This is a genomic window from Bacillus sp. H1a (genome assembly GCF_000633475.1).
GTDB lineage: Bacteria > Bacillota > Bacilli > Bacillales > Bacillaceae_G > Bacillus_A > Bacillus_A paramycoides.
Window position 1 is genome coordinate 1 of sequence record NZ_AYMH01000055.1, and the last position, 20,544, is coordinate 20,544.

General features: G+C 34.6%; 22 protein-coding genes, 2 riboswitches and 1 other annotated feature. Of the genes, 4 read left to right on the forward strand and 18 right to left on the reverse strand.

Annotated elements, in window-relative coordinates; genetic code table 11:
• The 3 genes from U860_RS0124030 to U860_RS0124045 all read right to left on the reverse strand — a co-directional run.
• Window positions 1–618 (reverse strand): SH3 domain-containing protein (locus U860_RS0124030; protein ID WP_029953071.1); only part of this gene is annotated, 618 nt, incomplete at its 3' end.
• Window positions 619–1,005: 387 nt separating this feature from the next.
• The gene (gene proS / locus U860_RS0124035) at window positions 1,006–2,436 is read right to left on the reverse strand and encodes a proline--tRNA ligase (RefSeq protein ID WP_025150512.1); all 1,431 of its coding nucleotides are present in this window, start codon (window positions 2,434–2,436) and stop codon (window positions 1,006–1,008) included.
• A gap of 45 nt (window positions 2,437–2,481) precedes the next feature.
• Window positions 2,482–2,689 (reverse strand) — a binding site (T-box leader).
• Between the two features lie 93 nt (window positions 2,690–2,782).
• Window positions 2,783–3,076 carry a YesK-like family protein gene (locus U860_RS0124045; RefSeq protein WP_025150513.1) on the reverse strand — a complete coding sequence of 98 codons (294 nt, stop codon included), beginning with the start codon at window positions 3,074–3,076 and terminating at the stop codon, window positions 2,783–2,785.
• Window positions 3,077–3,229: 153 nt separating this feature from the next.
• On the opposite strand from U860_RS0124045, the gene U860_RS0124050 reads away from it, so the two are divergent.
• Both U860_RS0124050 and U860_RS0124055 read left to right on the forward strand, forming a co-directional pair.
• Window positions 3,230–4,543 carry an ectonucleotide pyrophosphatase/phosphodiesterase gene (locus U860_RS0124050; RefSeq protein WP_025150514.1) on the forward strand — a complete coding sequence of 438 codons (1,314 nt, stop codon included), beginning with the start codon at window positions 3,230–3,232 and terminating at the stop codon, window positions 4,541–4,543.
• Window positions 4,544–4,651: 108 nt separating this feature from the next.
• A complete protein-coding gene (locus tag U860_RS0124055; RefSeq protein ID WP_025150515.1) occupies window positions 4,652–5,935 on the forward strand; it encodes an MFS transporter in 1,284 nt (427 codons plus the stop codon).
• A gap of 45 nt (window positions 5,936–5,980) precedes the next feature.
• Here U860_RS0124055 and U860_RS0124060 read toward each other — a convergent pair whose 3' ends face one another.
• The 8 genes from U860_RS0124060 to U860_RS0124095 form a co-directional block, all read right to left on the reverse strand.
• Complete coding sequence (locus tag U860_RS0124060) at window positions 5,981–6,373, reverse strand: hypothetical protein (RefSeq protein WP_025150516.1); 393 nt, start codon at window positions 6,371–6,373, stop codon at window positions 5,981–5,983.
• 12 nt (window positions 6,374–6,385) lie between these two features.
• The gene (locus U860_RS0124065; RefSeq protein WP_081806890.1) at window positions 6,386–6,637 is read right to left on the reverse strand and encodes a helix-turn-helix transcriptional regulator; all 252 of its coding nucleotides are present in this window, start codon (window positions 6,635–6,637) and stop codon (window positions 6,386–6,388) included.
• A 56-nt stretch (window positions 6,638–6,693) separates the two neighbouring features.
• The gene (locus U860_RS0124070; protein WP_025150518.1) at window positions 6,694–7,926 is read right to left on the reverse strand and encodes an MFS transporter; all 1,233 of its coding nucleotides are present in this window, start codon (window positions 7,924–7,926) and stop codon (window positions 6,694–6,696) included.
• A gap of 67 nt (window positions 7,927–7,993) precedes the next feature.
• Window positions 7,994–8,575, reverse strand: coding sequence for a TetR/AcrR family transcriptional regulator (locus U860_RS0124075; RefSeq protein ID WP_025150519.1), 582 nt, complete (start codon window positions 8,573–8,575; stop codon window positions 7,994–7,996).
• Between the two features lie 80 nt (window positions 8,576–8,655).
• Complete coding sequence (locus U860_RS0124080; protein ID WP_025150520.1) at window positions 8,656–8,799, reverse strand: hypothetical protein; 144 nt, start codon at window positions 8,797–8,799, stop codon at window positions 8,656–8,658.
• A gap of 136 nt (window positions 8,800–8,935) precedes the next feature.
• Complete coding sequence (locus U860_RS0124085) at window positions 8,936–9,193, reverse strand: hypothetical protein (protein ID WP_002174688.1); 258 nt, start codon at window positions 9,191–9,193, stop codon at window positions 8,936–8,938.
• A gap of 13 nt (window positions 9,194–9,206) precedes the next feature.
• Window positions 9,207–9,521, reverse strand: coding sequence for a thioredoxin family protein (locus tag U860_RS0124090; RefSeq protein ID WP_002174687.1), 315 nt, complete (start codon window positions 9,519–9,521; stop codon window positions 9,207–9,209).
• 10 nt (window positions 9,522–9,531) lie between these two features.
• Entirely contained in the window at window positions 9,532–9,903 is a 372-nt protein-coding gene (locus U860_RS0124095; RefSeq protein ID WP_025150521.1) for a DUF1992 domain-containing protein, read from the reverse strand.
• A gap of 89 nt (window positions 9,904–9,992) precedes the next feature.
• Between U860_RS0124095 and U860_RS35690 the strand changes: the two genes are divergently transcribed.
• Complete coding sequence (locus U860_RS35690; protein ID WP_162791015.1) at window positions 9,993–10,148, forward strand: hypothetical protein; 156 nt, start codon at window positions 9,993–9,995, stop codon at window positions 10,146–10,148.
• 465 nt (window positions 10,149–10,613) lie between these two features.
• Here the strand turns inward: U860_RS35690 and U860_RS0124105 are convergent, their stop codons facing one another.
• The 6 genes from U860_RS0124105 to U860_RS0124130 all read right to left on the reverse strand — a co-directional run bounded on the left by U860_RS0124105 (window position 10,614) and on the right by U860_RS0124130 (window position 17,357).
• Entirely contained in the window at window positions 10,614–12,146 is a 1,533-nt protein-coding gene (locus U860_RS0124105) for an ABC-F family ATP-binding cassette domain-containing protein (protein ID WP_025150522.1), read from the reverse strand.
• A gap of 399 nt (window positions 12,147–12,545) precedes the next feature.
• Window positions 12,546–13,295: an ABC transporter ATP-binding protein gene (locus U860_RS0124110; RefSeq protein ID WP_025150523.1), complete on the reverse strand. Its 750-nt coding sequence runs from the start codon at window positions 13,293–13,295 to the stop codon at window positions 12,546–12,548.
• Window positions 13,292–14,290 carry an ABC transporter substrate-binding protein gene (locus tag U860_RS0124115; RefSeq protein WP_002174683.1) on the reverse strand — a complete coding sequence of 333 codons (999 nt, stop codon included), beginning with the start codon at window positions 14,288–14,290 and terminating at the stop codon, window positions 13,292–13,294. Before U860_RS0124115 ends, U860_RS0124110 begins: the two co-directional genes overlap by 4 nt.
• Complete coding sequence (locus U860_RS0124120; protein WP_025150524.1) at window positions 14,287–15,060, reverse strand: ABC transporter permease; 774 nt, start codon at window positions 15,058–15,060, stop codon at window positions 14,287–14,289. Before U860_RS0124120 ends, U860_RS0124115 begins: the two co-directional genes overlap by 4 nt.
• On the reverse strand, window positions 15,032–15,352 hold the full coding sequence (locus U860_RS0124125; RefSeq protein ID WP_000082898.1) for an MTH1187 family thiamine-binding protein: 321 nt from the start codon (window positions 15,350–15,352) through the stop codon (window positions 15,032–15,034). The genes U860_RS0124120 and U860_RS0124125 overlap by 29 nt, the downstream gene beginning before the upstream one ends.
• A 102-nt stretch (window positions 15,353–15,454) precedes the next feature.
• A riboswitch (TPP riboswitch) is annotated at window positions 15,455–15,556 on the reverse strand.
• Between the two features lie 61 nt (window positions 15,557–15,617).
• The gene (locus U860_RS0124130; protein ID WP_025150525.1) at window positions 15,618–17,357 is read right to left on the reverse strand and encodes a methyl-accepting chemotaxis protein; all 1,740 of its coding nucleotides are present in this window, start codon (window positions 17,355–17,357) and stop codon (window positions 15,618–15,620) included.
• Window positions 17,358–17,490: 133 nt separating this feature from the next.
• Window positions 17,491–17,575: riboswitch (cyclic di-GMP riboswitch) on the reverse strand.
• Between the two features lie 282 nt (window positions 17,576–17,857).
• Between U860_RS0124130 and U860_RS0124135 the strand changes: the two genes are divergently transcribed.
• Complete coding sequence (locus U860_RS0124135) at window positions 17,858–19,171, forward strand: anaerobic C4-dicarboxylate transporter (protein ID WP_025150526.1); 1,314 nt, start codon at window positions 17,858–17,860, stop codon at window positions 19,169–19,171.
• 68 nt (window positions 19,172–19,239) lie between these two features.
• On the opposite strand, the gene ilvA is transcribed toward U860_RS0124135, so the two are convergent.
• Complete coding sequence (gene ilvA, locus U860_RS0124140; protein ID WP_025150527.1) at window positions 19,240–20,448, reverse strand: threonine ammonia-lyase; 1,209 nt, start codon at window positions 20,446–20,448, stop codon at window positions 19,240–19,242.
• Window positions 20,449–20,544: the final 96 nt, after the last annotated feature.

Here is a 20,544-nt window from a genome sequence, read left to right on the forward strand (position 1 = left end):
TCTTACTCGTAAACTTGTCGCGTTTATTGTTCCTGTTTCTTCTGCACCATTTTTAATTGTTGGTTGCTGCTGTTTTTGACTAGAAGCGTCAGGTGTTTGAATTGCATATCCAAATTTTAAAAACTCTAAAGATACATACCCCTCTTTTCCTTTATATTCAATCTTTGCCCAACCATTTGCTTTTCCTAATACCGTTACTTTTTCATTTTTTTGAACATAACCAATCATTGAACTACCTAAAACTGGACTATTACGTACATTCAAACGAGTCGCCGTAACGATTCCCTCTTCTTTTTGTCCATTATTAATTGTTGATTGTTGTTGTTCAGCACCTGGGGTTTTACCCGACAATTTCAAAAATTGTAATGAAACATACCCCTCTTTTCCATCATGAGAGATTTTAGCCCATTCTTTTTCCTGACTTAAAACTTGTACAGTTGTTCCTTGTTTTACTGTTCCCACAACTTTACCTTGAGTTGTAGGTTGTTCACGTATATTTAAGTTTGTTGCATTTACTGTCGCTAGATTATCACTTTCTGCAAAGGCATGAGTCGAAACAAAAGATGCTGCTGTTGCTAGAAATGTACCTGTTATGATTTGTTTTGTTATTTGCTTCATAAATTTTATAAGAATATAAGCAATCCTATATTCTTCAGCCCCCCTTTTTTTTATCCGTCTTACTATTAATCTTAACATATCATTCCGAAATATTTATTCTGAATATTTGAATATAGATATGAAAATTGTGAACTTCTTTTTCTATATATTGTTTTTTGTATAAAATCCTTTTCCCTATGAAATATTACAAAAGGATGTATTAATGGGGATTTCAACATTCCTAATTGGTATGGTACTACTTATTCGTCGCAAAAATACAAAATAAAAAAACAACATCCTTCCATCTAAAAAATACACGATACAAATTATAAAACTAAAATAAAAGGACTTTGGATTGAAATTTATTATTCAATCCAAAGTCCTTTTTATCATCTATATGCAAGAATATTAATACGCTTTTCCCCAATACACCATGTGCTTAGCTTCTTTACCACAGCAAATACATTCGTCCGCTAAACTTTCTTGTTCGAACGGAATACAACGTGAAGATACTCCAACTTCTTCTTTTAATTTTTCTTCACAAGCTAGTTCTCCGCACCACATCGCTTTAATAAAACCTTGCTTTTCATCAGCTGCTTTTTTCATCTCTTCGAAATTCGTCACACTATAAGTATTCTCATCTCGAAATACTTTTGCTTTATTAAATAAAGAATGATGAATCTCCTCTAGTAATGATGGAATACGTTCTTCTAATTGATCCATTGATATAAACTCTTTTTCTTTCGTATCTCGCCTTACAAGTACTACTTGATTCTTTTCAATATCCTTTGGACCAACCTCTAATCTAATTGGAGTACCCTTCATTTCATACTCATTAAATTTCCAGCCAGGTGTTTTATTGCTAGCATCCATTTTTACACGTGCAACCTTCTGAATACGACCTTGTAACTCTGTTGCTTTGTCTAACACACCTTCTTTATGCTGAGCAATAGGAACGATAACAACTTGTAATGGTGCCACTTTCGGTGGCATTACAAGTCCATTATTATCACTATGAACCATAATAAGTCCACCTATCATTCTTGTTGATACACCCCAAGATGTTTGATGTACGTATTGCCACTTACCGTTACGGTCTAAAAACTTAATATCAAATGCTTCAGAGAAGTTCGTTCCAAAATTATGAGATGTTCCTGTCTGAAGCGCTTTTCCATCATGCATTAAACTTTCAATCGTATAGGTTGCCTTCGCTCCTGCAAACTTTTCTTTTTCTGTTTTTTGCCCTTTAATAACTGGAATTGCTAAATACTCTTCACAAAAAGCAGCATATAAATTTAAAATATTTAATGTTTCAGTTTGAGATTCTTCTGCTGTTTCATGAATGGTATGACCTTCTTGCCATAAAAATTCAGTTGTACGAAGGAATGGTCTCGTCGTCTTCTCCCAACGAACTACTGAACACCACTGGTTATATAACTTTGGTAAATCATTATATGATTGAACAATTTTTGAAAAATGCTCACAAAATAGAGTTTCAGATGTAGGACGTACACAAAGTCTTTCCGCTAATTTCTCATCCCCACCATGAGTAACCCATGCCACTTCAGGAGCAAATCCTTCAACATGATCTTTCTCCTTTTGTAATAAACTCTCTGGAATAAACATTGGCATATACACATTTTCATGACCAGATACTTTTAATTTTTCATCCATCACTTTCTGCATATTTTCCCATAATGCATAACCGTATGGACGTAAAATCATACAACCTTTCACACTTGAATAATCAACAAGCTCTGCTTTTTTCACAATATCGGTATACCACTGAGCAAAGTCATCTTCCATCTTCGTAATGGCCTGTACTTGTTCTTTCGCCATAGTCACTCTTCCTCCTTTAGAAAATAAAAAAAGCCCGCGTCCCCAAATAGGGACCGAGCTTTGTCGGCGTTACCACCCTGATTCATACACAAAAAATTGAGTATGCTCTCTTTTTGATAACGGGAATTCCCCGCTGCATATGCAGAACTCAAAGGTAGGTTCCATATCGCCTTTTTAAGAATCTTCCAGCCAAAGGGATTCTCTCTCTACAAAAAAGGTAAGACATGTACTAGTCCTTTTTCATCGTTATAACGAAATAAATTTGTTGAATATCATAATATAAATTTTATTGCAAAACAAGAGTAAATTTTCTTATTTTTATACATTCTTTTCAGTTATTGTTATTTTATACATAACTTTTCCGAACGATTTTTACAAGTTGATGAGCAACCATGCCAATAAGTGTGCCAATTAAAACGAAGAAACAAATAAATCCGTATCCCATTCCTTCCCATCCACCGATAACGATCATTGTAACAGGAAAGAAAGCTAAACAAAGAAGTATTAAAATAAGTGAAAATATAATATCAAACTGTTTGTCTGGAAAACGTTTCTTTAGTAAATAAGAAATTGCAAATACAAGGAAAATTGTGATTCCACCAATGATGTAAAAGATACCAAAGCCATCCAGCCAATCCATAGTATTCCCTCCTTACATTCATTCCCTTATAATCATTATATGTTTAAGTTTTCTGAAAATAAACAATAAATTTTATTCGAAAACATATTTTTATCACCAGGTATTAATAGTAATATATAAGAATAGGTTTTATATAATCAGGAGGTCTACTTTATGGATAAAGCATTAACAAATCACGTCATCATATTATCTTTTGACTGTTTATCAGCTTTAGATCTTCCGATATTACAAAAACTCCCTAATTTCCAATCTTTAATGAAAAAGGGCGCTGTTGCGGAAAAAGTAGAGCCGATTTATCCTTCTGTAACATATCCGAGTCATACAACAATTATAACCGGTAATTATCCTAATAAACATGGCGTTGTCAGTAATACATTACTTCAACCAGGACGTGAGTCACCAGATTGGCATTGGTATCGAAAGTCCATTAAAGGAACAACTTTATACGATGAAGCACGTAAAGCAAATTTAACGACAGCTGCCCTACTATGGCCTGTTACTGGAAGAGCAAATATTGATTACAATTTACCAGAAATCTTTCCAAATAGACCGTGGCAAAATCAAATTTTAGTTTCATTATTTAGCGGTAGTCCTCTATATCAATTAGATTTAAATCGTCGTTTTGGCCATATACGAAATGGATTGTCACAGCCTGAGCTTGATGATTTCGTCCTTGCTTCGGCTGTCCATACAATTCAGACGAAAAAACCTAATGTTATGTTTGTACATTTTACTGATTTAGACACGCAAAGACATTATCATGGTTTTGAGTCTAAAGAAACACTAGCTGCAGTCCATAGGCACGACGAACGTCTAGGAAAAATTATTCATGCATTAAAAGAAAGTAGTATATACGAAGAAAGTACAATTATTGCACTTGGCGATCATAGCGCTTTAAGTGAAAATAAAGCAATCCAATTAAATGTCCTATTCCGTCAAAAAGGGCTTATATCCGTAAACAAAAATGGGAAAGTACAAGATTGGAAAGCTTATTGCCAAAGCTGTGACGGATCTGCCTATGTACATGTAAAAGATAAAAATGATACTGAAACGATTAAAGAGATTCAACTTCTTCTCGAAGAGCTTCTTCAGAATAAACAAAACGGAATTGAATTTATTCTACACGATGAAGATGCAAAAGAACGCGGTGCTGATGGTAATTGCTTATTTATGCTAGAAGCCATGGAAGGGTATTACTTCATTGAGAATCATATAGGTGATTTCATAAAAGAGATTACTAGAAAAGATGTTACTTCTAGTAAAAAATATACATTTGGGACACACGGATATTCCCCAACAAAACCTAACTATGAAACAATTTTTATAGCTGCCGGAAAAGGCATTCAAAGTGGCGTTACAATCCCTTATATGAGACTTATTGATGAAGGTCCCACTATCGCTAGATTACTCGGTTTGTACTTAGGTGAAACAGACGGAGCAATTGTAGAGGATTTACTTCAATTGTAAAGAACTGTGTATATATGTAAAAGTTATGTAAAAATCATCCTTATTTCTCTTTTTACAATTTTTATTTTTGTACACTGTTAGTAGAACAAATTTAAGGGGGAACATTATATGAAAAGAATGTCCAGACAAGAAAAAAGCTGGATATTATATGATTGGGCAAACTCGGTATATTCGCTCATCATTACAACTGCAGTATTTCCAATTTACTTTAAAGCAGCTGCAAAAGAAGCGGGACTATCTGGTGCAACTTCAACAGCTTATTGGGGATATGCAAACTCGTTTGCTACACTTTTAATTTCTATACTTGCTCCTATTCTCGGCACAGTTGCTGATTATAAAGGATTTAAAAAGCGATTTTTCACATTCTTCTTTGGACTCGGTATCGTATTTACAAGTATGCTAGCAGTTGTTCCAACATCTCAGTGGTACTTATTACTAGGTTGCTATATGCTCGCATTAGTCGGCTTTGCTGGGGCAAATATTTTTTATGATGCATTTTTAGTAGATGTTACCTCTAAAGATAGAATGGACCGAATTTCTACGAGAGGTTTTGCATTAGGTTATATTGGGAGTACAATTCCTTTTATCGGTTGTATTGCTCTTATTATTCTTGCTCAAAAAGGAACTATCCCCTTATCGGTCGGCATTGCTAGTCAAATTTCCTTTGCAATAACAGCTCTTTGGTGGGGATTATTTACAATTCCAATGCTAAAAAATGTAGAGCAAACACACTATATTGAACGTCAGCCAAGACCAATTGCAATGAGCTTCAAGCGCCTTGCTAATACTTTTAAAAACATTAAAGAATATAAAACTGTATTTATGTTCCTAATAGCTTACTTTTTCTACATTGACGGGGTAGATACAATTATTACTATGTCTACTGCTTACGGAACAGATCTCGGTATTAGTGCAACTAATCTATTAATCATCTTATTTGTAACACAAATTGTCGCTTGTCCATTCGCTTTATTATACGGAAAATTATCGGAAACATTTACCGGTAAAAAAATGCTATATGTCGGTATTATTATTTATATCATTATCTGCACATATGCTTATTTCTTAAAAACGACACTTGATTTCTGGATTTTAGCAATGCTAGTTGCTACTTCTCAAGGCGGAATTCAAGCACTTAGCCGTTCATACTTCGCAAAACTAGTACCGAAAGAATCTGCAAATGAATTCTTCGGATTCTATAATATCTTCGGTAAATTCGCAGCAATTATGGGTCCGGTATTAGTTGGTGTCACAACACAATTAACAGGAAAAACTAACGCTGGTGTCCTTAGTGTTATTGTCCTATTTATTATCGGGGGATTCCTATTAACTAGAGTGCCTGAAAATGATACGTCCGTTACGCCACCTAATCCTAAAACTAAAACAATATAAGAAAAAGATCCTCTTCACACAAGAAGAGGATCTTTTTCTTTATTTTTAACGATAACGCCTTACAATTAAAAACTCTATAGCTGGCTTTACAACTATAGCAGCGCATAACGCAAACAGAAGCGGTATGTTATGAAAATCAATCCATTTATTAAAACCTACCGATGCGAAAAACAAACCAAAAATTAATACAACTAGTACATAATATGTAACATTTGCACTTGTTTTCAATACATGTTTTTCTAAATCTTCGTTCTCCTCAGTTGCCCCTTCAACATTATACGATACCAAACTTTTAAACATATAATGTAATGTGATGCTACAAATAAATAGTGCATACCAGTTTACTTGAAGTTCAGTTAACCAATAGTAAAGTGCAAACGCTAGCGTACTTATAGCTACTAATGCCGTAACTAAAAGACTTATTTTCTCTTTCTCCAACAACTACTCCCCCTACTGCTTGTACAAAAATAGTTTATCAACAGTTGTTCCTAATACTTCGGCTAAACGGAATGCTAATGCTAAACTTGGGTCATATTTATTATTCTCAATTGCATTTATCGTCTGTCTTGAAACTTTACACATATCAGCTAATGCACCTTGTGAAATATTATTTTCAGTGCGTAATTCATAGATTTGATTTTTCACATTATTTCTCCTAACCTGTAAAATTATTTTTACAACATCAGTATATAGTTGGTACATTTCATTGTCAAAAGATTCCCATAGAAAAAGGGAGCAGCTCTGCTCCCTTACAATGGCTATTTCGAAACCACTGCATTCGTTAGTTCCTCTTGATTAGTAATCTCTTCTTTATTCATCCTCATACGTAAGATTGGCAAAATTGCCAATAAAATAAGTGACATTGCTATACAGAATACAATAACTAGTGAAGTCATTTCCTTCAATCCTCCAGCTAGTGAAGTTCCAATTAACATAGCACCCATAAACAGTGGTAAAATTGTCCCATTTACTCTTCCAATCATATTTTCTGGTACAAGTTGAATCATAAGCGTCCCGACCACAATATTTACACAGGCTAAACAAATTCCTGTGCCAAATCGCATCAAACTAGTAATCCAAAACGATGTAGACAGTCCTTCTACTAAAAATGATATCGCTAATATACTCATGCCGAATACAAACATTTTTTTCGGATTTACTTTTGAAGTAAAAACTGCTGCAACAATACCACCGATTAACATACCTATTCCGTCAGCTGCAGCTAAATATTGAACTGCTTCCTTTTCCATGCCTAAACGTTCGATCACAAGGAATACTTCTAATGGATTCGTTAATCCAACTGCTAAACCAATAATTGTGAAAGTGATCGTAATCATACGTAAATTTTTCGTATGAAGAACGTATTTCCATCCTTCTTTTATATCATTTTTTAATGAACCTCTCACCGCTTGCTCTTGTTCAACCCATTTTGGTAATAGCGAAAGAACAATAGCCGATAACAAAAATAAAATGATCAAGCTATATAGTGACGTAAATAAGCCAAGTTGTGTATACACAATTGAACCTACAACTGGTCCAAAAATCATAAATAATGACTGTAATGTTTGGTTAAATGCAATAGCACTTGCTACCTGTTCTTCCTTTACATAGCGCTTAAATATACGTGAAGATGACGGCTGAGAGAACTGACCTACAATTGCGGAAACGAGTGTTGCAAAAAATATTGCCTGCCAGTAATCAATCTTTAACAACAAAACAATTCCTATAATAGACAGTACACTTAACACATCTCCAGCGACCATTGTTCTTTTCGGGTTCCAGCGATCTGCTAGCGCACCACCAATAAACGAGAAAATAAAAATAGGTGCATATTCCATAACTGATAATAGCGACACTGACATTGGATCATTATTCGTTCGCTCCATTATGAAATACAAAAGAGCCATATTTCTGATCCAAATTGCAAATTGCTGTAAAATATCAGATGCCATAACGAGCATAAATGCTCGATTTTTAAATAACGCTTTCATTTTCACTCCTCCTTTTATAAACCGACCGTTCGGTCTAATTTGTTTTATAAGAAAAGCTGCTGATTTATTATTCAGCTGCCATCCCTTTTAACAATACATCTATTGCCCTTTTATAAATTCGTTTTAATTCGTTATTATCAAGCTCGTAGTAGAGCACTCCCAGCCCCGATAATAAGCCGTTTACAATATACATAAGATCACGAGTGTTATCTTCACGGAACTCTCCAGACTGTATACCTGTTTCAATTAATTTCTCAAAAATACCATATGATTCTCTAGTTAAAGCTAGCATTTCATCTAAAATCTCTTTGCTTACAACTTGACTCATAGAAAATTCCTCTATTGCATTAGAAATAGGTTGCTGTATATCCTCTACATGATATTCTGCGAAGCCATATAATTTCTCAGTACTAGTAATATACAACTTCTCTTTTTCATTCCATTTCTCAAGCCAATCATACGTATGCTGTTTCACTACAAATAAAAATAATTCTTCTTTACTTTTAAAGTGATAATAAATACTTCCCTTACTTCGCCCTGTAATCTCACAAATATCTTCCATAGATGTAGCTGCATAGCCTTTTTGTGAAAACAGACTCTCTGCTTTATATGCAATTTCTTTCTTTATCTCTTCTGCGCTTTTTCTCATTCTCACACCTCTTTAAACCGACCGTTCAGTCTAATAATAACAAATGAAAAACCTCTATCGCAAGAGGCTATATTCCTTATTTACGAAAACGTATTTTCAAACCAAACTCGAATCATGTGTATTGTTCCAAATTTAAACCCCAGTTTAACAAGAAATACGCCTCCAGCAACTAATAAAAATAATGCTACTTTCCCTTTGTTTTTCACTTTCGGTTCCCTTTTCATTTCCATTCCCCTTATAACATGTTTATAAAGTGAAACTTTAATCAAACGTTTGTTTAACTGTTTTTTATGTGTATGTAATTCCACTAATCAAACGTTTGTTTAAAAAGAAATACGCCCGTATAAGGCGTATTTCTCATCAATCACCACCGCCGCCTCCATCGCAGCTACCTCCACTATCTCCGCCAAAAGATCCTCCGCAATCATGTGAATGACCGCCATCATGTGAACTATTACTATCAGATCCAGCAAAGAAAAATGATGGTGATGAGGTGTTAGAAATATTATGTGCATTACTTTTTTTAGTAAGGTTTACTCTTCGATTATTTGATTTAACTGATGCTGCAATCATCCAAACTAAAACACAAAATAGCAACGCTGCAATAACAAACCCCATATAAAAACCTCCCTTATTTTTCTAACAATTGAAGTACTCTCTCTATATTTTCAAGTGAAATAAAGCGCGATTCACGAAGAATCTCCTTCCCCTCATGAAATAATAGAACTGTCGGCCCTGTAAATACTAAATATCGACCCGCAATCTCTTGCATGTCTTGTAGTAAAACCTCTACTTTCTTTACATAATCATAACCCTCTAATACATAATTTACTTTCCTTAACATAACATCACAAACACCACAATTTTCCGTTTTTATAAACAGAAGTACTAACTGCTGTTCTTCAATATATGTCGCTAATTCTTCTACCGTTTGAAAATGATTCATCTTATCCCTCTTAACGTAATTTGCGAAATACTTTATCTTGATACATACGAAATGCTGAATTGTCTTTAATTTTTCTCTTTTCCATTAACTGCTGAAAACGCAAAGTTTTTACTGTTAGTTCTTCTTGTAATTTTATTCTCTCAACCTCATCATAACAGCAAGCGATTAAATCCTCTATTTTTAATATATCTTTTTGCAATTCCATTTCTGGTGGAATCATACCCGCATTTTTCAATATTTTATAACTCATTCTTAATTCTGGAGGTACCATTGAAAGGTCTTCTAATTGTAGTGGTTTTCCTTTTCCCGGAATATTATTGAGATCTCGATTCCGTATTGCTTGACGAATTTTTTCTTCAGCAATATTCAAAAACACATCCACACTATTCCCTCCTTTACATATTTTTACTATTATTTTACATGAAATTTCAGTTTTCTGCTACATTACGCAATAGCAAAGACACACAAGTTTTGGATTCTAAAATTAGTAGTAAAACAAATAATCGTTATGTAATTACTAATGTAGGGTGGAGTGGCGAAATTCCTCCGGGTGGATTCGTTACAATCAGAGGCGCAGGAACAGGAAATCCTGCTGAACTTTTAAATGCAGTCATTAGTGAAAACTAAACGTAACCTTATTTAATTATTTCAATAAGGTTTGGATTTAGGTTTTAACGTTAATTCCTAAATTCAAACTTTTAATTTTATAAAAAGTAAAAAATAAACATTCTAATAATCTATTATATTTATATTTAGTTTCTAATATGAAGTTTGTATGAAGCTCAGCTGAATTTTACATGAATTTCCTTTAATTACTATTGTCTTCCCATACTAATCACATTATCCTTTACATATAGGAATAATTTTTATTCCACTTCAAACTATCTATATATATACAAAGAAAGATAGTGGCCTATTAGGGAAAGGCATCTAGTATTATTATAAATATAATCGCAGAAAAAGCACGCTTATAAGCGCACCATAAGAGTGCTTCTTCATACAATTCTCATGTAAGAATTCTCGAAAATCATGTTAATTACAAAGAAAAGGCATTAGCTCATAAAAGCTAATGCCTTTTCTTTGTGATTATTTTTAAACGTTCCATTCTTCAATATTCCATACTTTTGTTATCCACGCTTTATAGAAAGAGGGCTCATGTGAAACAATTAAAACCGTACCTTTATATTGTTTTAACGCTTCCTGCAAAGCCATCTTAGTCTCTGTATCCAAATGGTTAGTTGGTTCATCTAAAATTAAAACATTGCTTTGAGTTACGATAAGTTCGCATAATCGTACTTTCGTTTGTTCCCCTCCACTTAATAAATGGATAGGTTTTAAAACATGATCTTCTTTCAATCCGCACTTTGCTAATGCTTGTCGGATTTCTTTTCTTGTCATATCTGGTCTCCCTGCCCATACTCTTTCTAGTGCAGTTATTTCTGAAGCGAATTCCTCTTGTGCAAAATAAGCTGGTTTTACCCGTTCACCAATAAAAACTGAACCGCTTAACGGCTTTATTTGTCCTAGTAATGTTTTTAACACTGTTGTTTTTCCAACCCCATTATGACCAACAATTGCAATCTTTTCCCCTTTTTTTACTTGAAAATCCAATTCTGGAAATAACGGTTCACCATAACCAATTTTCAGTTTCTCTACCTGTAATATACGACTCACTGGCTCAGTATAAACATTAAAATCAAAACGCGCACGAGGTACATCGTTAACCTTTTCCACCTTTTGCATTTTCTCTAATACCTTCTCACGACTTTTTGCTTGTTTCGCTTTTCGAATTTTATTTTTTTGAATAAAGGTTTCTAAATGTGCAATTTCTTTTTGTTGTTTCGCATACGCCGCTTGTAATTGTTTCCTTTGTAATTGATAACTTTGCAAAAAGGCTTCATAATCTCCTACATAGCGCTTAACCTTTCGTTCTTCTAGATGATAAATGACATTCGTAATATTGTTCAAAAATGCCTCGTCGTGCGAAATGATAATATAAGCTTTTTCATACATTTTTAAATACGATTGCAACCATTCTATATGCGCTGTATCTAAATAGTTAGTTGGCTCATCTAATAATAAAACATCCGCTTTTTCTAAAAGGAGTTTTCCAAGTAATAACTTTGTCCGCTGACCACCACTTAACTTTGAAACATCCTTTTCCATCCCTATTTCAAACAAGCCTAAACCGGTTGCTACTTCTTCAATTTCTGTACGAATTTGATAGAAATTAGAACCTTCAAGTATCGTTTGTAGCTCGCCATACTTTACTAATAGTTTCCCTATCTCTTCCGTTATAGCCATCTCTTCTGTAATTTTTAACATTTCACATTCAATCGCATACAAACTAGAAAATGCACTTTGCAAGTATTCTTCAATTGTTATACCTTCTTGTAAATCCATATGTTGCTGTAAAAAGCCAACCTTCACATGTGGAAACCATTCAATTTTCCCATCATCATGTATAAGTTCTCCTGTTAACAGGCGTAACAATGTTGATTTTCCAATTCCATTTTTCCCTACTAACCCAACATGTTCGCCCTTTAATAATCGAAAACATGCATTATATAAAATAGTTTTCTCACCATATGAATGGCTTACATTTTCTACTGTTAATATACTCATTTTATCTCTCTCCTCTACTTATAGTTCATAAGCTAAATAGAGAGAACAACAGCATAAAGACTTATTTAGTTGTACATATAAAAATGGGTAAGGTGAATACACCTTACCCATTACAATTTATTATCGTAAAAAAGGATTAAGGTTCTTTACCTGCTGTCTTCAATTTAGCTTAATCTTTAAAAATGGGCAGACTTCTCCCATATCAAGCTAAAACCATTTGAAGAACAGTCAATAAAGTCATTTTATCCTTTCACTCCTTTTACATTTGTTATATTACGAGTATAAACTACTCTGTTATATTCTATTCGCTATTTTTCCTTTTGTTCCTTCTTATTCATTTCATGTTCTGCAAAAAAGCCTCTTAACAGTAATTATACTAAAACTGTTAAGAGGCTTTTTCTATTTTTTCATATAAGGAGCCAATACTCTTAAAATTTCTTCCTTATCTTTCTTTAACTCCAGAGATGTTAACATATCCATTGTTCGCGGTCGAGGTAATTTCACTTGTACCTCTCCAACAATTGATGCCGGTCTTTGAGATAAAATAAATACGCGATCAGAAAGCAAAATTGCCTCATCTAAGTCATGTGTAACCATAACAATTGTCTGCTTTTCTTGATGCCAAGAATTTAAAAGCCAACTGTGTACTTCCATTTTTGTAAATGCATCTAATTTTCCAAAAGGCTCATCGAGTAGCATAATTGGCTTTTCACATAAATATGTGCGAAGGAAACTAATTCTTTGACGCATTCCACCTGATAGCTCATCTGGGTAATGATTTGCATATTCATCTAGCTCAAACTGCTTTAATGCTTCCATTCCTTCTGTCAGCCTTTGTTTTTTAGGCTTCCCTTCGATTTCTAATGGAAGAACTATATTTTGCAAAGCAGATCGCCACGGTAGTAATAAATCTTGTTGTGGCATATAACTAACAACATCTTGTTTTTTTACATAGTTCTCGTTATAAAACACTTCTCCGCTCGTTGGTTGTTCAACACTCGCAATCATATTTAATAATGTGCTTTTTCCACAACCACTTGGGCCCACAAAGGAGACAAACTCTCCCTCTTGTATGGAAGCACTAATATTTGCTAATACATTCTTTCCATCGAAAGCTTTTACAATATCTTTTATTTGTAATCCACTCATTTTTCACTTGGAAGGAATTCATTTGTAAAAGCATCTTTTACATCAATTTTCTTTTTAATAACTTTGTTGTCATATAAGAAATTCATGTAATTCGTCCAAATCTCTTCCTTCTGTACTCCCCACGCTTTTGCATCATCTTGATACTTTGTACTTAACCACTTTTGACTTTCTTGTACTAATTCTTTATTCACATCTGGAACAGCCTTAATTAAAATATCAGCAGCTTCTTTCGGTTCTTTAATTGCAAAATTATAACCTTCCGTCGTTGCAGTCATAAACTTTTTCACAAAATCTTTATCTTGCTTCGTATGTTTTTCACTTGTAATAATGACAGGACTATAGAAATCGAGTGCTGGATCTAAGTCTTTTACCATAATTGTATTTAACTCTTTTCCTTGACGCTTCGCTTCAATTCCATCCCATCCATAATAAATCCATTCAAAGTCTGCATCACGACCGATTGATTTAAAGAAATCTGTTTGTCCAAGAATAATTTTTTCAACTTTATTAAAATCAGCTTGATGTTTATCCATAATTGTCTTTAACGTCGCTTCTTCTGCTGGTCCTCCCCAGCCACCATAACGTTTACCTTCAAAATCTTTCGCTGAAGCAATATTATCTTTCTTTAACGATGCAAAAGCAGATGTATTATGTTGAATAATTGCACCGACCGACACAACAGGAATACCTTCAACGCGAGCCAATGTTACATTTTCTTGTGCACTTATCGCAAAATCAGCTTTTCCTGAAGCTATCATTTGTTCGGCCGTAACATTATCACCTGGTTGAATGATTTCTACATCTAACCCTTGTTTTTTATAATAATCTTTAGTCTTCGCCACATATAAACCAGTATGGTTTGTATTTGGGAACCAATCTAAAACGACTTTCACTTTCTTTTCTTTGCTTGTGCTCTCTTCTTTCTTCGCCGCATTACATCCGGCAACACCAACTGCTAATAATGCAGCTAACATAATTTTTAAACCTTTTTTCATTTTCTGCCGCCCTTTCTGTATATCCATGGTGCTGTTATTCTTGCCATAAATTCAACAATAAAGTACAGGAATAATGTCACCATGACGATAATCGCTGCAACACCAAATACTCGAGCAGTTAAAAAGGATTTTGTAGCTCTCGTAAGCATAACCCCCAACCCTTCACTTGCACCGAGCCATTCTCCGATAATTGCCCCCATTACGCTATATGTAACTGCAATTTTTAAACCTGAGAAAAAGTATGGGAGCACTGCTGGCAACTTTACTTTCTGGTAAACTTGCCATTTCGTCGCCTTCATTGTTTGTAACAGTTTCAGCATATTTTTATCTACCGTTTGGAAACCTTCTAAAATGCTAAGGGCAATTGGGAAGAAACAAACAAGAATAACAACCATTACTTTTGGCAACATTCCGTACCCAAACCAAATAATAAATAATGGAGCGAGCACAACGATTGGAATTGTTTGCGAAATAACTAGCAACGGATTCATTAAAATCCGAAATAACGGGATAACATCCATAATGATAGCAATACTCGTCCCAAGTATAATTGCAAAAAACAACCCAATTATTACTTCCTGTAACGTTTGCACTGTATTCGGTAATAGTAAATCTTTCATTCCAATTAACTCTTGCACAATTGCTGATGGCTTCGGTAAAATCCACGGCTCAATTTTAAATAATGAAACAGATCCTTCCCACATAGCAATGAGAAGGATAAGCCAAATTGTTGTAATTATTTTAGATCGCTTCTGGTTTTGCATATTCATCACGGTACTTCCAAACCTTTTCGTCAATCGTTACGCCCGTACTTGGACGATAGTGAATTTTAATAGAAGTGATAACTTCTTCTGCTCCAGCATCGACGCAAGCTTGTTGCGCACGTTTAATGACGTCAAGAAGTACATCTAATTCTCCTTCCAACGTTGTTTCCATTGCCCCTACTTCATAACGAACTCCCGACTGTTGTACAACTTCAATTGCTTTATCAACAACGGAATACACATCTTTGTTCTTCGCTTGTGGTACTACTGAAAATGAAATTGTAACTTGTTGTGACATAATAAAATCCCCCTTACAAAATATGTTTCCAAAAAAAAGAAAAGGCTTTCCTACCATGTAGGAAAGCCTTGTATACAAGTTATTCTATAATAACTTATGCTACATCACTTTAAAGTAACTCCCTACGCTGGCATTATCCAGATCAGGTTGAGGGTCGATGTATACTTACATCCTCTCAGCCAATTGGCTCCCCGGTTCTTAATTCGTTTTCATTGTAGCATGATTTATTTTATTGAACAAACAAAAGCATGTATAATCATTTCATTTAACTTTTGAATTCCCCAATTAACTCTTGTAACTCCTGTGAAAGCCAGCTTAAAGAACTAGCTAATTCAGCAATATCTTGTACAGACATTTCCTGTTCTTTCATACTTTCTTCAATATTACTACTACTATTCGCATACGTATTTGCGATAAGTGATAGTTCATTTACAACACGAACAATATTTTGGCTATTTTGCAATATATCACTTGAATTGCTAGAAACAACTCTAACTTGATTTGTAACAGATTGTGCTGACCTTGAAATTTGTTCAAAGAAAGCACCACTACTTTGAACAAGTTTAATTCCTGATTCTACTTCTTTTGAAGCTTTTTGCATTGAAACAACAGCTTCTTCCGTTTCAGCTTGTGTTTCCCCTATTAATTTCGCTATATCTTTTGCTGATGCTTCCGTCTGCTCTGCTAATTTACGCACTTCATCAGCAACAACGGCAAATCCCCTTCCGGTTTCCTCAGCACGTGAATCCTCAATAGAAGCATTTAAAGCTAGCGAATTAGTTTGATTTGAAATACCTGTAATTACAGTTACAATATCACTAATTTCTTTTGATCTTGTTTCCAAAGAATAAATGATAGAAGATAAATCTTGTACTGCATTTTGTATTATGTTCATTTGATTAATCGTCTGTTCAATAACACCATTTCCTTTTACTGAATGGTGCTCCATACCTTCAGACTCTTTCGCCATTTGTTTTACAGCATTCGTTATCTCTTCCATCTTATCTTCCATTTCATATACAATACCTAAATACTGTGGTACTGCAGTTTCTTGTGACTGAGCGCCAGCTCTTAACTCAACCATAGAACTTACGATCTCTTGAACTGCCATGCTATTCTCTTTCGTACTCACTGACAATTCTTGTGAAGATGAGGAAACCTGTTCTGCTGTCTGCTTCACTTTATCTATAATTCCTTTAAACTTCTCGATGGTATTATTAAAATACGCATTAATAATACCAATATCATCTGGTCTCTCCTCTAATTTAATACTTAAATCACCTTCACCGACTTTGCGCAATCCTTCACGTAAATCTCGCAATGGAGCAAGTGCGTTACGTACAATTAAGAATTGAATAACAGTTGCAATTAAAACAGAAATACAAATAAACATTAAACCTTGTATAATGAATTTTTCCTTTGTACTAGGAACAATAGAGGCATCTACATCGGCTGCAACAATTGCCACAATATTATCTTCTCCATCTTTAATTGGCTCTAATATCGTTACCCATGATCCTAATTCGTCTTCATATACTTCTGTCATGTTTGCTTTTTTCGTGCTCATTACTTTATCATATGCTTTCATCCAACGATCTGGTTGTTTATAATAGTCTCCCGGCTTTACTTCAACAACATTTGCTAAACCTGTAGACAAACCGACGATTTGTAACTCACCTTTTTCATTTTTTTTCGCTCCAACAACATACGTTTGTCCAACACTGTTCAATTCTTTCGTTGATTCATCTAATTTCTCTGTTAATTTCTCTCTTTTTTCTCTTTCTGCCGTTGGGTCTTTTGCAACATCTCTCAATATTTCTGCGTCTAATTTATGTAATACCGTATCTCCAGTTTCAAAAGAATGCCTTTCAAATATAGACATCATACTATTTTGAAACATATTAAAACTTAACGCCCCCATACTACCAACAAGCGTTAGAATAACGAGTACAGTTAACAATACATTCTTTTGAAGAAACGATAGCTTATGCCAATATTTTTTCATTCACATTACCTTCCTTAATTCAGTTAATACAAAATAATAATTTCAAAACACACCTTTAATTGATAACGATTCTCAAATAAAAACCAAAAAAAAAGACCAATGAAAAAGCATTGGCCAAGACCAACCCTATCCGTCCGGTAACTGGCTAGCTTAGCCCTTCGACCTTAGCCCCTGTAGTTTTGCGTCCTCATGTTTCCATAAGTTTGCCTTTCTCGCTGAACGAGTTGAACGATATGGGAGTTCTATGAGAATTAAAATATCCTCTTCCAAATATTACAACATAAAAATTAAAGTGTCCACCCATTTAAAGATGTAAATATAAAGTTTTAATGTATTATTTTTTCGAAATAATTTAACAAAGTTCGTGAATGTTACATTTCTTGTGTTATATAATAAAAAACGTATATAACACAAGGATTATTTCGGATATTTATTTAATTTTCGCTCAAATTAAACTATTCGAATATATCTTAACTTACGAATTTCGGAGGTAGTTCATCATGTTTTGGCTACAATTTCTTACGTTACTACTCTGCATTTTTATTGGCGCACGTTTAGGCGGAGTTGGTCTAGGAGTAATGGGTGGCGTTGGTATGGCAATACTTGTTTTCGTCTTCCACTTACAACCTACAGCTCCTCCTATTGATGTAATGCTTATGATTTTAGCAGTAATTACAGCTGCCGGTGCTTTGCAAGCTGCTGGAGGAATGGATTATCTTGTCCATCTCGCTGAGAAAGCATTACGAAAAAACCCAAAGCGCATTACATTCTTTGCTCCTATTGTTACTTATTTATTCACACTATGCGCAGGAACTGGTCATGTCGCTTATTCTGTACTTCCTGTTATCGCCGAAGTATCTCGCGAATCAGGAATTAGACCTGAACGACCTATGTCAATTGCCGTTATCGCTTCCCAGCAGGCAATTACAGCTAGTCCAATATCGGCTGCAACAGTTGCACTTTTAGCAATGTTAGCCGACTATAAAATCACTTTATTAGATATTTTAAAAGTCAGTATTCCTTCTACTTTCATCGCTTGTATGGTAGCTGCATTCGTTGCTAGTAAGATGGGAAAAGAATTAAATGAAGACCCTGAATACTTGAAGAGATTGAAAGAGGGAATGATTCCTAAGCTTGAAGAGAAAAAAGAGTTTGTAGGTACAAAAGGCGCAAAATTATCCGTTGTCCTTTTCCTAATCTCAACTTTCCTTGTTGTACTTCTCGGTTCATTTGAAACACTTCGTCCAGGATGGATGGTAGATGGAAAGTTAGTTCATCTTTCAATGCCAAACACAATTGAAATAGTTATGTTCACCGTGGCTGCTCTTATTATTATTATCTGTAAACCAAATGTGGAAAGCATTGTATCTGGTAACGTCTTTAAAGCAGGTACAACAGCAGTTGTTGCTATTTTTGGTATCGCTTGGATGGGAGATACTTTCTTCAACGGTAACTTAAATATGATTCAAGGATCAATTCAACACTTAGTAACAAGTGCACCGTGGCTATTTGCTATCGCATTATTCATTCTATCTATCTTACTGTATAGTCAAGCAGCAACAGTTCGTGCATTAATACCACTCGGATTATCTCTTGGCATTCCACCAGCATTACTTATTGCGATGTTCCCTGCAGTAAATGGATACTTCTTTATTCCAAACTACGGAACAATCGTTGCTGCAATCAACTTTGATCGCACTGGTACAACTGGTATAGGTAAATATGTTTTAAATCATAGCTTTATGATTCCTGGCTTGATCGCAACCTTTACTTCTATCGGAATTGGAATGCTCTTAATTTCAATTATGTTTTAAAGAAAAAGCACAAACCTATGATTTTAAGGGGTTTGTGCTTTTTTAATCAAACGTTTGTTTAAATCTTTTCAATCGATAACTTCTACAGCATACCCTTTCTTTTTTAAACCACTCAATACCTCTTCAATATGATTTCTATCTTTAGTTTCTAATGATAAGTGCAATTGCGCATATCCTGGAAATACCTTTGTACCAATTCGTTCTAAATATATATTTAATACATTCGCTTCAAAACTTGTTACAACCTCGAGTAAGTGTTGCAAATACCCTGGCTTATCTTTAATCGTTGTCGCAATATGAACGAAACGCCCTGCTTCAACCATTCCATGCTCAATAATACGTGAAATAAAGTTTACATCGACATTTCCACCGCTTAGTACGGATACGACCTTTTTTTCTCTTATTGGGATTTTTTGATAAAGCAAAGCAGCCAATGAACTCGCACCGGACCCTTCGACCAACAATTTATTCCGCTCAAGAAGCATTAACATCGTCCGAGCGATTTCCATTTCATCTACACAAAACACATCATCCACATAACGTTGTACAAGTTCAAAAGTTAAATATCCTGGCCTTTTAACTGCAATTCCATCTGCCATGGTTGGCGCCGAATCTACCGTTATTACTTTCTTTTCCTCAAGTGATTGTTTCATTCCTGGACAAGCAAGTGTCTGCACACCATATATTTTTACTGATGGTTTTTGTTCTTTAATTGCCATCGCAACTCCTGCAATTAATCCCCCGCCTCCAATAGGACAAATAACAGCTTCTACGTCTTCAAGCTGTTTTAATATTTCCAATCCGACTGTCCCTTGACCCGCAATTACTGCTTCATCATCAAATGGATGTACAAATTTTGCTCCTGTCTTCTCTTTTAAATCTAGTGCGTAAGCTAATGCATCGTCAAATACATCACCTTGTAATTCCACATGAGCACCATACCTTTTCGTCGCAAGCACCTTACTTAACGGTGCACCTTTTGGCATTACAATCGTACAAGGAATACTGAGCATATTACTAGAATACGCAACCCCTTGTGCATGATTTCCAGCAGATGCCGCAACAACACCATTTTCTAAATCACCTTTTTCAAGAGAAACCATTTTATTATAAGAGCCACGTACTTTAAAGGAACCTGTCTTTTGTAAATTCTCAAGCTTTAAATAAACATCATTCTGTGATAATTCACTAAATGTGCTCGAATAATCTAGCGGTGTCATATGTACAATACCCTTCATTTTCTCATAAGCAGTTATAATATCCTGGAATACAATCATACCTTCGCCTCCGAAACAATATATGTTTATACATACTAGTTTAAGCGGCATATTTTGTTTTATACGACAAAAGATCACGTAGCATTTTATGCTACA

What these genes read in the sequence shown, in the direction of transcription:
- U860_RS0124120 (WP_025150524.1), bottom strand. Translation starts at nt 15,060, where the DNA reads ATGAATATGCAAAACCAGAAGCGATCTAAAATAATTACAACAATTTGG.
- U860_RS0124075 (WP_025150519.1), bottom strand. Translation starts at nt 8,575, where the DNA reads ATGAGAAAAAGCGCAGAAGAGATAAAGAAAGAAATTGCATATAAAGCA.
- U860_RS0124080 (WP_025150520.1), bottom strand. Translation starts at nt 8,799, where the DNA reads ATGAAAAGGGAACCGAAAGTGAAAAACAAAGGGAAAGTAGCATTATTT.
- proS (WP_025150512.1), bottom strand. Translation starts at nt 2,436, where the DNA reads ATGGCGAAAGAACAAGTACAGGCCATTACGAAGATGGAAGATGACTTT.
- U860_RS0124055 (WP_025150515.1), top strand. Translation starts at nt 4,652, where the DNA reads ATGAAAAGAATGTCCAGACAAGAAAAAAGCTGGATATTATATGATTGG.
- U860_RS0124085 (WP_002174688.1), bottom strand. Translation starts at nt 9,193, where the DNA reads ATGGGGTTTGTTATTGCAGCGTTGCTATTTTGTGTTTTAGTTTGGATG.
- U860_RS0124105 (WP_025150522.1), bottom strand. Translation starts at nt 12,146, where the DNA reads ATGAGTATATTAACAGTAGAAAATGTAAGCCATTCATATGGTGAGAAA.
- U860_RS0124135 (WP_025150526.1), top strand. Translation starts at nt 17,858, where the DNA reads ATGTTTTGGCTACAATTTCTTACGTTACTACTCTGCATTTTTATTGGC.
- U860_RS0124065 (WP_081806890.1), bottom strand. Translation starts at nt 6,637, where the DNA reads ATGTACCAACTATATACTGATGTTGTAAAAATAATTTTACAGGTTAGG.
- U860_RS0124125 (WP_000082898.1), bottom strand. Translation starts at nt 15,352, where the DNA reads ATGTCACAACAAGTTACAATTTCATTTTCAGTAGTACCACAAGCGAAG.
- ilvA (WP_025150527.1), bottom strand. Translation starts at nt 20,448, where the DNA reads ATGATTGTATTCCAGGATATTATAACTGCTTATGAGAAAATGAAGGGT.
- U860_RS0124130 (WP_025150525.1), bottom strand. Translation starts at nt 17,357, where the DNA reads ATGAAAAAATATTGGCATAAGCTATCGTTTCTTCAAAAGAATGTATTG.
- U860_RS0124115 (WP_002174683.1), bottom strand. Translation starts at nt 14,290, where the DNA reads ATGAAAAAAGGTTTAAAAATTATGTTAGCTGCATTATTAGCAGTTGGT.
- U860_RS0124050 (WP_025150514.1), top strand. Translation starts at nt 3,230, where the DNA reads ATGGATAAAGCATTAACAAATCACGTCATCATATTATCTTTTGACTGT.
- U860_RS0124045 (WP_025150513.1), bottom strand. Translation starts at nt 3,076, where the DNA reads ATGGATTGGCTGGATGGCTTTGGTATCTTTTACATCATTGGTGGAATC.
- U860_RS0124090 (WP_002174687.1), bottom strand. Translation starts at nt 9,521, where the DNA reads ATGAATCATTTTCAAACGGTAGAAGAATTAGCGACATATATTGAAGAA.
- U860_RS0124070 (WP_025150518.1), bottom strand. Translation starts at nt 7,926, where the DNA reads ATGAAAGCGTTATTTAAAAATCGAGCATTTATGCTCGTTATGGCATCT.
- U860_RS0124110 (WP_025150523.1), bottom strand. Translation starts at nt 13,295, where the DNA reads ATGAGTGGATTACAAATAAAAGATATTGTAAAAGCTTTCGATGGAAAG.